10 protein-coding genes are annotated in these 16006 nt (G+C 38.9%); 5 read left to right on the top strand and 5 right to left on the bottom strand.

What is annotated here, in order from left to right; genetic code table 11:
* Positions 1-35 precede the first annotated feature (35 nt).
* Entirely contained in the window at positions 36-1481 is a 1446-nt protein-coding gene (locus AAG807_RS10735; protein WP_341903493.1) for a type IX secretion system membrane protein PorP/SprF, read from the bottom strand.
* Positions 1474-3522: a gliding motility-associated C-terminal domain-containing protein gene (locus AAG807_RS10730; RefSeq protein WP_341903490.1), complete on the bottom strand. Its 2049-nt coding sequence runs from the start codon at positions 3520-3522 to the stop codon at positions 1474-1476. Before AAG807_RS10730 ends, AAG807_RS10735 begins: the two co-directional genes overlap by 8 nt.
* Before the next feature lie 354 nt (positions 3523-3876).
* Here AAG807_RS10730 and AAG807_RS10725 point away from each other — a divergent pair, with 354 nt between their 5' ends.
* Positions 3877-4572 carry a rhodanese-like domain-containing protein gene (locus tag AAG807_RS10725; protein ID WP_341903489.1) on the top strand — a complete coding sequence of 232 codons (696 nt, stop codon included), beginning with the start codon at positions 3877-3879 and terminating at the stop codon, positions 4570-4572.
* Positions 4573-4668: 96 nt separating this feature from the next.
* On the opposite strand, the gene AAG807_RS10720 is transcribed toward AAG807_RS10725, so the two are convergent.
* Together AAG807_RS10720 and ffh are read right to left on the bottom strand one after the other, a co-directional pair.
* The gene (locus AAG807_RS10720) at positions 4669-5232 is read right to left on the bottom strand and encodes a hypothetical protein (protein ID WP_341903487.1); all 564 of its coding nucleotides are present in this window, start codon (positions 5230-5232) and stop codon (positions 4669-4671) included.
* Between the two features lie 113 nt (positions 5233-5345).
* Positions 5346-6695 carry a signal recognition particle protein gene (ffh, locus tag AAG807_RS10715; RefSeq protein WP_341903485.1) on the bottom strand — a complete coding sequence of 450 codons (1350 nt, stop codon included), beginning with the start codon at positions 6693-6695 and terminating at the stop codon, positions 5346-5348.
* 238 nt (positions 6696-6933) lie between these two features.
* On the opposite strand from ffh, the gene AAG807_RS10710 reads away from it, so the two are divergent.
* Entirely contained in the window at positions 6934-9138 is a 2205-nt protein-coding gene (locus AAG807_RS10710; RefSeq protein WP_341903483.1) for a DUF4838 domain-containing protein, read from the top strand.
* A 98-nt stretch (positions 9139-9236) separates the two neighbouring features.
* On the opposite strand, the gene AAG807_RS10705 is transcribed toward AAG807_RS10710, so the two are convergent.
* Positions 9237-11339 carry an amino acid permease gene (locus AAG807_RS10705; RefSeq protein WP_341903480.1) on the bottom strand — a complete coding sequence of 701 codons (2103 nt, stop codon included), beginning with the start codon at positions 11337-11339 and terminating at the stop codon, positions 9237-9239.
* Between the two features lie 386 nt (positions 11340-11725).
* Here AAG807_RS10705 and AAG807_RS10700 point away from each other — a divergent pair, with 386 nt between their 5' ends.
* From AAG807_RS10700 to AAG807_RS10690, 3 genes are all read left to right on the top strand, one after another.
* Positions 11726-13927: a M48 family metallopeptidase gene (locus AAG807_RS10700; RefSeq protein WP_341903479.1), complete on the top strand. Its 2202-nt coding sequence runs from the start codon at positions 11726-11728 to the stop codon at positions 13925-13927.
* A 6-nt stretch (positions 13928-13933) separates the two neighbouring features.
* The gene (locus tag AAG807_RS10695; RefSeq protein ID WP_341903476.1) at positions 13934-14812 is read left to right on the top strand and encodes a hypothetical protein; all 879 of its coding nucleotides are present in this window, start codon (positions 13934-13936) and stop codon (positions 14810-14812) included.
* Positions 14813-14941: 129 nt separating this feature from the next.
* Positions 14942-15958, top strand: a complete 1017-nt coding sequence (locus tag AAG807_RS10690; protein WP_341903473.1) for a T9SS type A sorting domain-containing protein — start codon at positions 14942-14944, stop codon at positions 15956-15958.
* Positions 15959-16006 lie beyond the last annotated feature (48 nt).

Below are 16006 nucleotides of genomic sequence, written 5' to 3'. Positions count from 1 at the left end.
TTGTTTTTTTTAAAAGGGTTGCCTTGAATTGTTAATTATTTCAAATAATTTAAAATCCAAACCTTTTGTTTTTTCTTCATTTTATACTCGGTAAATGTATTAGAAGCAAGCTGCTGGTCTAAAGAATAAAGAATCACAACGTAGTAATAATTATTTGACTCATTGATAACCAGATAGGACGTTGGATATTCACTCAAATTCTTGGACAACATCACATCCGCATTTTGTCGGTTAGAGAAAACACCTGTAATCACATAAAAACCATCCGGAGATTCGCTTTTGTCCAGATTCACAAAATGATATCCTTTTGCAACGGGAATCACTTCAGGTGTTGGAGTTGGCTTTGGAGTTGTGACTTTCGGCTTCACCGTATCTACTGGCACAGGTTTTACTGGTGTAGGCGTGACCTTAGCCAAATTAGCCAATGAATCTTTTTCTTGTTGTAATCGGTCCTTTTGCGCCTGATCTTCCAGGATGCGTTTTAACTGATCTTCCAATTCATCCTTTAACTTCTGAACGGAGTCACGCTCTCTGGCAGCCAAATCATCCACAACTTTCACTTCCTTCTCCACGATCTGAATTTCTTTCTCGCGTTTCCCCTTGAATGAAAATCCCAGGAAAATCTCATGGTTCATCCCCGTACTGTATTGCTTGATGGAACCTATTAATAACTCATAGCTATAACCGACTCTCAAGAAATCGAGTACCCGAACACCTGCATTGAACTGAACGGCATAATCCGATTTATAGGTTGCTGAAGCCCAAATCATATTATTATACAATGCCATCGCTGTCACATCGTATTGAAGCGGAATATTCGGCATGTATCTCAAAACAGCATTCGGTCGGACAATGAATTTTTCCCCAACGTGAAAATCATACTCCAAGGACATCATGTAGTGTCTTTCCAACTGATAGTATCCTCTACTCTTTTCACGGGCATATTTCACCTTTCCACCAATGATTTGCGGTACAGAGATCCCAATTCTTAAATCTTTCCAATTGTACATCAATCCGACATTCATATCAAATACCGGAGCCGTTGGTCTTAAACCTGTCAGATAAGGATCGTTTAGTTCTTGCGCATTGATCTGATTGTAATCGATTCGATTATCCAAAACACCGGCTGAAACTCCAAATCGGATATTTTGTTCATCGTTGATCTTCAGCTTATAGCTGTAATTCAGACTGGACATCAACTGTTGCTGAATCCCTTGATTCTGATGAGCAACAATCAAACCCAACCCCATATTTCCTTTTGCAATAGGACCTTCAACTGTCAAATAATTATTGACTGCTGTTGAACCAAAAGAGGAATAACGTTGATTACGAACAAAACTGGCATTCACATAATCACTCGCCCCAGTTGAAGCAGGATTATAAACAAATGGATTTATTAAATAATGATTGTAAAAAGGAACTTGTTGTCCGTATAAATTTCCCCAGCACAAACAAACACAAAACAGTAGTAATTTATTCATTTCCCAATAGTGTAATTGTTCCTTTATATTCTTCTTCAGTCCCACCTTTCATAACAACGTAATAGTAAGTTCCGTTCGGCAATTTAGAACCGTTAAAACTACCATTCCAGTCATTCTGATAATCTCCATTCTCATAGAGCAATTTTCCATATTGGTTAAACACTTTGACCGCTGTCATCGGGAAAAACTCCACTCCGGTAATATTCCATGTATCATTCACATTGTCATTATTCATTGTGATGACGTTTCTAATATTGAATTGAATCGGATCCATTACGGTAATCAGCACAGTATCACTTCCAACACATCCTAAACCATCAATCACATAATAAGTATAAACGATAGATGAAGTTGGTGTTGCTATCGGATTGTTGATTGTTGAATCTGAAAGAGTTGAACCTGGAATCCATATTCCTGTAACTCCACCAGATCCATTCAGTGTAACAGATTCTCCAAGATAAATAGAAGTATCTTCACCTGCATCAACAATTGGCAAAGGAAGCATGACAATTGCAACAGAATTGGAAGTTGTGGGGGAGCAAACACCATTTAAACCGACCACTTGAAACTGAACATTTTGAATAATCGGGAATGTATTGTAATCTACTGTATCGGAATCAGTTATCGTTTGCCAAGTTACTCCGTTATCCACCGAATATTGCCAGAATAATGAATCAGCTGCTGAACCTACCAGATGCAAATCTTCTGATCCATACTCACAAACACTTCCCGTCTGATTCAAAACACCCATAACAGGTACTGAATCTATCTGAATAACGGCTGTGTCAGAATAATAATCCGGACAAAGCTCTCCGTCCAATCTTGCACGGTAAATGGTCGTTAAACCTTGTCCGCTATAATCGTAAGAAGTGGTTGTATTTGCAATAGTTGTCCAGGTATTTCCGTTGTCAACGGAAGAATCCCAGTTCAAAACTGACGTTGTCGCACCTGTCATATTCAAGATACCGGCTACGGAAGAAACGCAAAGCGTATCTGAAAGACCGATTGAAGGTGATACCGGAAGTGGTTGTACATAAATAACTGCCGTATCGGAAACCACATCCGGACATTGACCACCTTCAGTAATCATCCGATAGAATGTCGTTTGTGTCAGATTAGTGAAACCTTGACTTCCTGCGGTATTACCATTCGCAGTCCAAATAATACCATCAGTAGAATATTCCCAGTTCAATACAGTTCCAAAGGTTCCTGTCCCACTGACGAAACCGGTTGCATTTGTGATACACAAGGAATCACTACCTGCTAAAACTGTTTGCGGATAAACCGGATCAACATAAATCATAGCTGTATCTGAATAAGAATCAGAACAAGCTAATCCATCAACAAGCACGCGATAAATGGTTGTAGTTGTAAGCGAAGAATAATTATTGGTTGTTGTTGTATTCGCAATAGTATTCCATGTTCCACCACCATTAGTAGAGTATTCCCATTGCACAACACTTTGGTTATTTCCTGAAAGATTCAAAACACCACTCGCCATATTTTCACACAAGGAATCCGCCCCCGAAATAGTTCCGGTAATTGCTGGCATCTGAGAAGTTATAGTGGCATATCCGGAAGTATCGTCCGGACAAAAACCTCCATCAATTACTACTTGATATTGCGTATTTTGAACCACATTCGTGTATGCGTAAGAAGGTGTTGTATTAGCTATTGGAGTCCATGTTGATCCTCCATCCGTAGAAGATTGCCAGTAAGTAATTGATCCATAAGACCAACCGGACAAAGACAACGTTCCTGCATTTGCTCCTTGACAAACACTAATATCTGAAGTTACTGTTCCCGGAACAATTATACAGTCGTTTTGAACCACCCATTCCATGGTATCATTATCTTGATCCAAATCTCCAGGTCTACTAACCCAAGCTTTCATCGTATGAGTTCCACAGGCAGACAAATCGGCCTTTACCGCAAAACTAAAATTCCAAGATGACCAACCAATAAGATTTGAAGACAGTGCCTGATTAACCGGAGCCCCACCATCAACCGTATAATACATTTGAATGGTATTTGACGGCATGAGAACTGGAGAATTATTATTTACTAGAACAGTAACTGTTTCTATGTTTGATAAGGCACAACCTGAATCAGGAGAAAAAGCATTTTGTAACCAAACATCCTGCGCTCTAGTTATAGAAGAAAATGTGGTAAGTAAGATCAACAAAAATAAGTATCGGCGAAGCATAGAGTATAAGTGTTGATGAGCTATAGTATTTATATTCTCTAACATTAACTATCGAAATTAACAGTTTTTTACAATTATTCCAAATGGACAATGTTTACATTTACGGTAGAATAGGTGTTTTGGTTTCCAAAAAGAGGATATAAACTAACAAAAGCCTATTTTCATTGTGTAACAGACCTTTGAAAATCAATGAACTACATCAAACATTTCACAAAGCAGATTGCATTACTGTTTTTTTTAACATTTTTATCCAACTCATTCGCTCAGAAGGCTGAATTGGGTGCTAAATCGTTTTACGACTCGATTCAGAGCAAAAAAAATCAGCTGCTGGACGTAAGAACATCCAATGAATATAATCAAGGTCATATTGCAGGTGCTTTCCAAGCAGACTGGAACAATCCGGACCAGTTTAAGGAACGTGTAGCTTCGCTAGACAAGCAACAACCACTTTATATTTATTGTCTCGCCGGATCCAGAAGTTCAGCTGCACAAAAATGGCTTATCAAAGAAGGTTTTAAAACGGTTTTCAATCTCCAGGGAGGAATAAATGCCTGGAATTTGGAAGATTTACCTCTCGAAGGAAAAAAAGAAGTGAAACAACTAAGTATCACTGAATTTCTCGCCTCTCTTCCGGCAGACAAAACCGTGCTTGTTGACATAGGGGCTGAATGGTGTCCACCTTGTAAAAAAATGAATCCAATTATAGATGAGTTAGGTCAGGAAGGGATTGAAATCATTCGTGTGGATGGCGGATCGCAAACTCAATTGGTAAAAGAATTGGGAGTGATTGCTTTTCCTACATTTATTACTTTCAAAAATGGCGCTGAGGTAAAGCGAATTGAGGGTGTTTGTTCTAAAGAGACTCTTAAAAAACTGCTAGATTAATACTCTTAAAACATCATTCAATGAAAACATGATATCATGTTTTCATTATATCACGAATACGTGTATTATCGAATGCATATTTGTGAAATCACTTCATTACTGACTCAGCAAACCAATCGCCTCTTCCCGATCCTTCCAAATCTCGTCCAAACTCATTTGAATTACGGGATTTCTATTGAGCCAACCTTGCAAATAGTGTTTATGAATCATGATTTTCCAGTCGCTGACCTGATTCGGATCGATTCGCTGTTCACGGACTATTTTCGGAGCAATTTTCTCTATATCCAAATCCAAAGCGGTGAAATCCAGTCGCTCCCCTTTATAATTCAGATAGCAATGAGCTTCCGGAATCGATGTATATGATTTATCACTGAAGAAGCCTTCCAATGAAGGATTTGTTTCGGGACTCATCAAAAAGATACCGACGATCAACTCCAGGTGTTCTATTCCATTTTCCAGAGCCAGAGAAGCCAATAATGCATGTTTGGAAGAACAAGTTCCCTTTCCTTCGCTCAACACCAATAGAAAGTCGAATCGATTGGCATTTCGCCCGTAAGGTAATTGATGAATGAAGGTACAGGCATCGGAGAACGTATGAATTCCCAGCTCACGAAAAGCAGTTGAATATAGTTCGTTGGATGTGAGATTGAAGTCTAGCATAATTGAAAATGGAGAATTTTAGAATTGAAAAGGGACTTCGACTAAGCTCAGCCACCTTCTTTTCAATTTTGAATTTTGCATTTTGAATTAGAACGCAAAGCATTGCGTTCTTACTACATTCCAGGCATCCCGCCTTTCATGCCCTTCATTTGTTTCATCATGCCCATCATATTCTTCGGATTACTCATCATTTTCATCATTTTCTTCGTATCCTCGAACTGTTTAAGCAATTTGTTCACCTCCTGAATATTTGTTCCCGAACCATTTGCAATGCGTGTTTTACGCTGACCATTCATCAATGCCGGATTTGCGCGCTCCTTAGGAGTCATGGAATAAATGATAGCCTCAATGTGCTTGAATGCGTCATCTTGAATATCGACATCCTTAACAGCTTTCCCCATTCCCGGAATCATCCCCATCAAATCTTTGACGTTACCCATCTTTTTGATTTGTTGGATCTGCCCTAAGAAGTCATTGAAATCAAACTGGTCTTTCTGGATGCGCTTCTGTAATTTGCGAGCTTCTTCTTCGTTAAATTGTTCCTGTGCACGTTCCACCAATGAAACAACGTCACCCATTCCCAAAATACGATCTGCCATACGTTTCGGATAGAATACGTCCAACGCATCCATCTTTTCTCCCGTACCAACGAACTTGATCGGTTTATCAACAATCGTTTTGATAGATAAAGCAGCTCCACCACGTGTATCACCGTCCAATTTGGTCAATACGACCCCATCAAAGTTGATTCGATCGTTGAATGCTTTTGCAGTATTTACGGCATCTTGTCCGGTCATGGAATCCACAACAAACAAGGTTTCAGTCGGATTGATCGCCTGCTTAACGCGTGCAATCTCATCCATCATCATTTCATCGATAGCCAAACGACCTGCTGTATCGACGATGACCACATTGAATCCTTTGCTTTTGGCAAAAATGATCGCATCGGTAGCAATTTTAACCGGATCCTTTTCTTCTTTATTAGAGTAAACATCAATTCCCAGTTGTTCACCCAGAACGTGAAGCTGATCAATCGCAGCCGGACGGTAAACGTCACAAGCAACCAATAATGGTTTTTTATTCTTTTTTGTTTTTAAGTAGTTCGCCAATTTCCCGGAGAAGGTAGTTTTTCCGGAACCTTGAAGTCCGGACATCAATACAATTCCCGGATTCCCCTGAATTTGGATTTCACTTTCGTTTCCACCCATTAATTCTACCAATTCCTCATGACAAATCTTGATCATCAATTGGCTGGGAGAAATCGCCGTTAATACGTTTGCACCCATTGCTTTGTCTTTCACACGAACCGTGAAATCCTTGGCAGTTTTAAAGTTGACATCGGCATCAAGCAAAGCTCTGCGAACTTCTTTCAATGTTTCTGCAACGTTAATTTCAGTAATTTGTCCTTGTCCTTTTAAGACTTTAAAGGCGCGTTCAAACTTATCGGTAAGATTATCAAACATGCTATTGAGCGATTTTTTTCGAATACAAAGATAGTCAGTTATTAGTGATTAGACAATAGTTATTAATGATTAGAAAATTTGGTTCTCCGATAAAGTGCAACTTAATTGAAACGCAATCACCATGGCTCTCAAAATGAACAAGGAATTATACAATTTACCAAAAGACGATTCCACTATAAAATCTTTTCAATTGTCCATTCTTAATTTTGAGTTTAAATTCGTGCAAAAAAATTCAGACATGCGGCTTTTTGTTCTTTTTCTATTCTTCTGTTCATTGAACGGTGCTTTTGCAAGCGAGCGTGAATTTATTATTCAACCAAATAAAACCACAGAAGTATACCTGAAAGACACCCTGTCAAAAGATCTGAAAAATGCTTTCGGGCTTATGAGTCGCCACTTAGCAGAATTAAACAAAGCAGAATTAAAGCAAATAATAAATCCAGGACCGACAACACGTATCTACCTGAAACAAAACAGAAAACTACATCCTGACGGATTTAAAATCACTATTCGGGAAAATAAAATGACCATTGAAGGTGGAACAAGAAAAGGAACAACCTATGCTGTAGTTCACTTACTTGAGATATTGGGATGCAAAAAAACAGGTCCGAATATGGGGCATCATGGTATTTGGGAAGAAATTGCTTTTTCCTGTGGAGTTATTGAAGACAAACCTGCCAATGACGTACGGATCATCAATCTTTATTATCCGGAAGATGCTGAATATCGTGACTGGATGCGTCTGAATACGATCGAAGAAATTTATCCGGATGGTTATTTTGTTCATACCTTTCACCGCTTGGTTCCCCGTGAAATATACTTTCAGGATCATCCGGAGTATTTTGCTTTGGTAAATGGTAAAAGAACGGCAGATCAGGTTTGCCCAAGTAATCCGGAAGTTAAAAAGATCATTTCAGGAAAGCTGCGGGAAGAAATGAGTAAGCAACCTGATAAACAGAAATGGTCCGTCAGTCAAAACGACAATTTTTCTTATTGTCAGTGCGACAAATGCAAAAACATCATTGTAGAAGAAGGAAGTCCGGCAGGACCAATTATTCACTTGGTAAACGATATTGCAAAACAATTTCCGGACAAAATCATTTCCACACTTGCCTACCAATACAGTCGGAAAGCTCCAGCTAAAGTAAAACCACGAAAAAATGTAGAGGTCATGCTTTGCACAATTGAGTTGCACCGACATGCTCCCATTGAGACAAATCCGGAATGCGCCGATTTCAAAAAGGACATGGAAGACTGGGGAAAAATCTGTTCCAATATTTTCCTTTGGGATTACACTATCAATTTCAACCACAGCATCTCCCCGTTTCCCAACCTACACATTCTACAACCCAACATTCAATTTTTCACTAAAAACCATGTAAATGCATTATTTGAGCAATCGAACAGCACCATCGGATATGAATTTTCAGAATTAAAAGTTCATTTACTTTCGAAACTCATGTGGAATCCAAAGCTGGATTTTGAGCAGGAGAAGCAGTCCTTTCTTCATACTTGTTATGGGGAAGGATATCAGTATATCTCTCAATACATCGATGCGCTGGAAAAAAACCTGAAAGAAACCGAAAGCAAACTCTGGATCTATGAACACCCGGTAGTACACCAAAACGGTCTTTTTTCAGAAGAACGCATGAAAGTATACAACTCGTTTTTCGACATGGCGGAACAAGCTGCCAAAACCAACCCCTTATCATTAAAAAATATTCAATTAGCTCGTTTATCACTTCAATATGCTGAAATGGAGATTGCTGCAAACAATATGTTCTCGAAGCGCGGATGGTATCTTATTTCAGATGGAAAAGCCCTTCCAAACTATAATCTACGAAAAACACTCGACCAATTCGAACAAATCTGCCACCAAAATCAAGTTCCCACCATCAATGAATCTGAAATGAGCCCGGAAAACTACATTCGTTCCTTGCGAAGAATGATTGATGTCAATATTGAAGGAAACCTGGCTTTTGGTAAGAAAGTAAATTCATCTTCCCCACCCGACAAAAAATACCAGAGCGGAGATTTATCTTATCTCACCAATGGGGTCAGTGGTGCAAGCGATTATAACATCCATTGGCTGGGATGGTTTGGAAATGACACCGAGCTGATTTTAGACCTCGACACGCTAACTCAGGCAAAAAACATTTCCATCCACTCACTTTGGAACGGAAAAAGCTGGATCCTGCATCCCTCAGAAGTTTCGTGCAGTATTTCTGCCGATGGAAAAACCTATTCCCCAATCGGCACTATTCGGGTAGAAGGAGAACAGCAGAAGGAAGATCCAATCCGCAATTACCCGTTTCAAACAGAAAATAACGTTTATCGTTACGTAAAATTCACAGTGAAAGGCACCGGCAAATTATTCAACTGGCATCCATCTGCCGGAGAACCTTCCTGGTTTTTCCTCGATGAAATAACTGTGAAAGATTAGCCTTTTAGCTTAAAAATGCACCAAAGAATTGTACCCGACCAAACCGAGTGATTGTGTAATCATTGATAAAGGACACCGTTCCTGCCAGGCGATAGCTATCAGGATTTAAATTTCAGGCCTAGCTTGGAGTTCTTTCTACTATAAACAAAATAGATCACCAAACCGACACAAAGCCAGATCACAAATGCGATCCAATTCCGCAATTCAATCTGACTCATCATATAGAGACAGGAAAGCAAACCTAACAGAGGAATCAAGGATAAGTTCTTGCGGATAGTCACGACAGTGATAAACAAAGTGAACAAGATGAAAATCCAGGTCGGAATCTTATGTGCGAAATGTGAAAAACCACTATTATACAAGCGTTTTCCTGAAACATCAATGGTCTTCAAAGCCGATTCAATCTTCACTTTTGGCCCCTGACCATAATATTTTTCAAGGTCTGAATCCATTAGTTTCAATCCTTTCTCGTCGTATCCTTCCAGGAAATGAATCAATCTATCTTTTGTTTTTTGATCCAATTGAGAGACTGTTTCCGCCTTGGATGGACTTTTAATTCCTTTCAAAGAAGATTCCAAATCAATTTTCGGCGCCTGCTCAAAATAAGCCAGTAAATCTGAGCCAACGAGCGCCAACCCTTCTTTATCCACATCAATAATAATCTCTTTCAATTGGGTTGATTCCGGTTCCGATAGATCCACTATCAAATCTTTGGTTTCTTTTAATTCTGATTCATTTTTCAGGAAACCAGTCAGTTGATCCTTATATTCTACAAATCCATAAATAATTCCTCCAATCACTAAAAACGGCAATACATATTTTCCGTTCACATAAGGCGTTCTGAACTTTCCTCTTGGAATATCAGTTCTGTTCTGAAGAATCAAAACTCCTCCACAAACCAATACAAATGCAAACAAGGTTCCGATACTGCACAAATCCGTTACCATGGTCAAATTCATAAATAATGCAGGAACCGCCACTACAAAACCAACAACGATGGTTGCAAATGAAGGCGTTTTGTATTTCGGATGTACTTTGGAAAATTTCTTAGGCAAAAGTCCGTCTCTACTCATGGACATCCAGATACGCGGTTGCCCCATTTGGAATACCAATAAAACAGAAGCCATTGCAACGACTGCAGAAACAGCAATAATTCCCGACATCCATTTCAGATCAACTTCTCTAAACACGAAAGCCAATGGATCTCCCACATTCAATACATTGTACTGAACCATTCCAGTTAAAATCAAAGAAATAATGACATATAAAACGGTACAAATAATAATTGCCCACATCATTCCACGAGGAAGATCCCGCTGCGGATTCTCACATTCTTCGGCTGTTGTAGATATGGCATCAAATCCGATATAAGCAAAGAAAACGGCAGAAACTCCTTTTAAAATCCCAGAAACTCCATTGGGCGCAAAAGGACTCCAATTTTCGGTATCGACATAAAAAATACCAACTGCAATGACCAATAGAATGATTGCCAATTTAATGACTACCATGACGTTACTGGCATTTCGGCTTTCCTTCATTCCGCGGTAAACCAACCAAGTAATCAATACAATAATGAATAAAGCAGGAAGATCAAAAATGATGTGAAAACCAAAAATAGTGGGAGAAGTTGTCCATGCCGTATGTGCTGCCTGCAAACCAGAATCCAGATTTTCAAAGAGTTTCCCTCCCTGTCTCAAGGCATTTGCTTCCTCGAATCCGTTATGTGCAGTGAGGTAATCCGTTTGAATCCATTGCGGAAGATGAATGTTTATTCCTTCGAGCATTCCTGTAAAATAATCACTCCAACTGATGGCGACGGTTATGTTTCCAATGGCATATTCCATAATGAGTGCCCATCCGATAATCCAAGCAATAATTTCTCCGAATGCGACATAGGAATAAGTATATGCTGAACCAGCTACAGGAACCATGGAGGCAAATTCTGCATAGGCAAATGCTGCAAATCCGCAGGCAATGGCGGTAAATAAAAACAAAAAGATTACTCCGGGACCACCTTCGGCACTAGCCGTACCAATCGTACTAAAAATACCAGCCCCAATAATTGCAGCAATTCCAAAAGCTGCCAAATCTCTTACTTTGAGATGCTTCCCAAGTGCTTCATGTCCATCAGCATGTCCCTCTTGTGTCGAGGCAAGAATATCCTGAACTGTTTTTTTCCGGAAGAGTGAGTTTTGTTTCATAGTATTTCGCAAGGGAAGCAAAAATAAGAAGAAAAAGCATAGCTTTTGAAGACGAAAGAATGCTTTTCAAAAGCATTGTCTTGAGGTAAGCGTTAGCTTTTGATACAGGTCCCGAATATTCGGGATCAGAGCAGCCATTATTTATTCTCCAAGCACGAAAAAAGTGCTTTTCAATCCGATGATTTCTATCTGAAAACTAAAAAAGCGTTAGTTATTGATAAAGACCCACAATAGTGCATAAGTGCAGTCATTCTTTGCTTAGTCAACGAATCAATGGACGTTTTCAAACTAGTTATTGAACCGGTTGATTCATAAATATCATTCACACACACCTGATATTTTAGCGGATTCATTACTTTTGGGAACAATTACCTAAAAAACTGGTTATGTTACAAAAAACATTCATACTAACTTTCCTAATATCAATCATCCTCCATAGTGGATCATTTGCACAAGGCAAGACAGATTTCAACCATTATAAGACCTTAGCATCAACCGGATCGATTCCGGAAGATTTCAGTCTTTCCACCTACCAGAAAGTGGATCGTGACATGAAAATAGACCGTCCGGAACTGGCCATTTCATTGAGACGGAAATTCTACACCGGAATTCATACGGCTATCGACGAGATCATCCATTCGGAAGTATGTGTTTTTGGCGACCCGATTTCCGAATATGTGAAGGATATTGCAAAAAAACTATTGAAGGATGATTCGGAAACATTCAATAGACTTCGATTTTACACCCTGAAATCCAATGAAACAAACGCCTTTTCAACAGACCAGGGAATCATTTTTGTTACAACGGGATTGATCTCACAAGTGAGCTCTGAGGCACAAATTGCATATGTGCTTGCTCATGAAATTTCACATTACAAGCGCAAACACGTATTGGAGCGATTCAAACAAAAAACGGTCCTCAAAAACGCAAATTACTATGAATTAAGCACCTATAGCAAAGAACGTGAGTTGGAAGCTGATTCCGATGCGATTGAATTATACAAAAAGGCTGGATATGATGAGGCATTGATCGAACCAACTTTCGATGTTCTGATGTATTCCTACCTTCCTTTCGATGAAGTAAGAATTCCTGAAAACTTTTTCAACTCAAAGGATTTTTATGTGCCGAACTTTAAATTTCCAAAAGAGATTTTTGCAATCACAGCTGAAGAAAACTACAACGATAGCAAGAGTTCACACCCCAATATTTCAAAAAGAAAAAAACAGGTATTGGAGGTCCTTGAAAAAGGAACAGGATGGTCCGGAAGCCCGAACTTGCTGGGTGCGGAACGCTTTAATGAAATCAGAACTATTGCACGTTTCGAATCCATCAGAAACAGCATTCTGGCTTTGGATCTAACCAATGCATTGTATTCCGTATTCGTTTTGGAAAGAGAATTTCCCAACTCTGCTTACCTAACCGCCATGAAAGCGAAAACCTGGTTGGCATTGGCTCAGACAAAATCGGCATCCATATCCAAACCTTACGAATCCAAATTGCATAAGGAAGGGGAAATCGCCACTCTTCATGCCATGTTGAAAAAAATGGACAAACTCGAAATGTCTTCCATCGCATTGAGACAGATTTATGATATCCGTTCTGCAAATGCATCAGACCTGGAGATTCAAGCTATTTATGACCGAATGGTTGAAACGGCTGCAAACACCAAGCAATTTTCATTGGAATCATTCTCCAAATTCGATTACCATCAAGCCATCATCAAAAACAAAGCATATAACGATTCAATTGCTAAGATCCCTGTTGACAGTTTAACCAAAATAGAGGCTTCCAAACCAACAGAGTCCAAGTATGACAAGATCAAGAAAAAAAGATCCGCTGACGGGAATATCGATGCTCAGGTTTTTGACTCGACTTCTTATTATTTATATGGAATGAAGGATATCATGTCGGATAGCAGCTTTGTGAAATCATTCAAATCTGCCCAGAACAAATCCCTGAATGCTGATAACAAAGAGAACAAATCAAAACTGATCCCTGCAATTCCTGACCTGAAAACGAAAAGCATTGCCTTGGTTGAACCGGAAGTCGAAATTGTAGAATCTTCCAAAAAAACCATTCAATTATCCGAATCAATCAAGGAGAATTCCACCGAACTCATTATCCAGGAAGCAGCAGACAACGGTTATAATCTCAGCACGGACAATGCACCGAGTAACCTTACGATTGAAGGAGTGAATGCATTTATGTTCCTTAAATCTGCCTTGAGACAAAATGACGGATATTCCAAAGTGAATTTCTTCCCGGTTGACTATGCAGAATTGGAAAACATGTCGAAAAAGTACAATTCGGATGTGATCATGATCCCTACTATTTTCTATATCGACAATAAGAAAAGTGATCCCATGACAGTTGCAAGACCGGTACTGGCAACCTGGTATGTTCCGCCAATGGCGCTCATTCTTCTTACAGGTAAATTGCTCGATTCACAAAAGACATTAATCAATTTTATTGGCGTTGATTTAAAGAACGGACATGCTGATTACTCCAATGTATATATGATCAGCGGCAGACCTTCCAAGATTCTTTTGGGGTCAAAATTCTACGAAATTTTCAAATCAACTAACTAAATCCATATGTTACGAAATATATTCATTTTAATTGCAGTCTCCCTATTGAATTCTGCAAATTCCTTCGCTCAGACGAAAAGCACTTCGGAGCCAGGAAAGACAAAAAACCTGAATACCGGATTCTATGGAAAACGGTTCATGCTTCAGTTAGGAGGTGGAATACACCACAACACCTTATTGAAAATAACCAGTTCAGCCGAAAAAAACCTAAGGAATACCGCATACTACAGCAGATATAAAGATCAGATCAAACCCGATCAGTTCAATTACAGTCTCTATGGAAACCTGGGAGTTGTCCTTAAGGAACGTTTCGCATTATCCTTGGATTTCAACTATTACATGGGAAATACTTTCCTTACAAACATTGGAAGAAAGGAAACCTATGATCAAATGGGAAATTACATCTATTCTCCCGGATATGACAGTCGTGTGAAGTATACTACTTTGCGGATCATGCCACGGATTGAAATCGGGTCGAAAGGTTCAAACATGCCTGTCGGTCTTGTAAATGTCTTAGGATTGGGTATCGAGCTTTCCAAATTGAAATCGGGAACATACAAGTCTATTTCTGCATATGATTCCTACTCCTATTACACTGATTCTACGCAAATAAGCAATCAACAACTCAAATTTGAAGATGAATTTGCATTCAATCTGACTTTAATGTACGGCTTGGAATACCGATTGGCGATCTCTAAGAACATTGCCTGGAATTTTGGAGGGTATGTGCATCTAAATATTCCTATCCAGGAACTGATTTCAGACATCGGATTTTATGATCTCTACGGAAACCCTAATTATAATGATGAATACAGACTTCAATTATCGAGATATCGTGCGCAGAATCTATTCAGCGTGCGAACAGGTCTGGTCATTATGCTTTGATTTGGAAAAAACAATAGTTTTCCAACCTTTTTGTTAAATATGTATTCAATAAGTAAACAAACGTTACCATTTAAATAAAAAATGGAATTGGTAACCTTGTAAAATTGTAATTTTAGAAAAAAATAAACTATGAAATTAAATTTACTCTTAGCTACTAGCTTAATTACAGGAGCTGCTTTTGGTCAGTTCACAGATTCAAACATCCCTGTAATTGGAACAAGTACAACTATGTACATTCTTGATTCAAACGCAGTTGATTTTGCAGCAATGACAGGAACAGCTCAAACTTGGGATTACAGCACAACACCTGGAATTTATGGTCAAACCAAAGTGATTTCCGTTGTTGCTCCTTCTTCAACAGCTTATTCCGGAGATTATCCTTCTTCTGAATTTGCAATTGATATCCCTGGATTCGTTACTTCATTTTTCACTTCATCTGCAAGCACACGTAATTCTCAAGGATTCGTATTTGATGCCGGATCATTTGGTGGAACTGCAATTGTTAAACTAAATTCAAATGATGAATTGTTAATGAACTATCCATATGCTTATGGAAGTTCTGCTATAGCAGACGCTTTCTCCGGAAATGCGAACGTAATGGGTACAGATTATCCAACAACCGGAACAGTTAATACGATCGTTGATGGTTCAGGAACGTTGAAATTAAATGCTGCAACTACTGTAACAGGTGTTTTGCGCTATAAATCACATGATGTTGCAGATGTAACTATCCCATTTGTTGGAGCAATTACAATGGATCGTACACAATATGAGTACTACGATTTAGCTAATTCTTCTCTTCCGATCTTTGTTCACGCGAAATTGGTTATCACACTTGCTGGTTCACCAACGACTCAAAACATCGTTATGAGCAGCGTGGTTCCGGATGAATACTTAGCTGTTTCTGAAAATGATAAAGCTACATTCGGTCTATACCCGAACCCTGCAAATGAGTCAGTAGTTATCTCTGGTTTATCAGGAAACGAAACAATTTCAATTGTTGATATGGCTGGAAGAACTGTAATGACAACTCAAAATTCAGGAACTTCTCAAACATTGAATGTTTCTGATTTCAATGCAGGTGTTTACAATGTAGTTGTAATCGCTAACGGAAACAAAACAGTTAAAAAATTGACTATCAACTAAGAAATAGTCTACAAATACTTAGAAAAAGTCTCGCTTCTGCGGGACTTT

Origin of the sequence: Fluviicola taffensis DSM 16823, from assembly GCF_943372375.1 — a bacterium.
Lineage (GTDB): Bacteria > Bacteroidota > Bacteroidia > Flavobacteriales_D > Crocinitomicaceae > Fluviicola > Fluviicola taffensis_A.
Note: the sequence above shows the minus strand (reverse complement) of the source record. Positions and strands in the feature narration are given on the sequence as shown.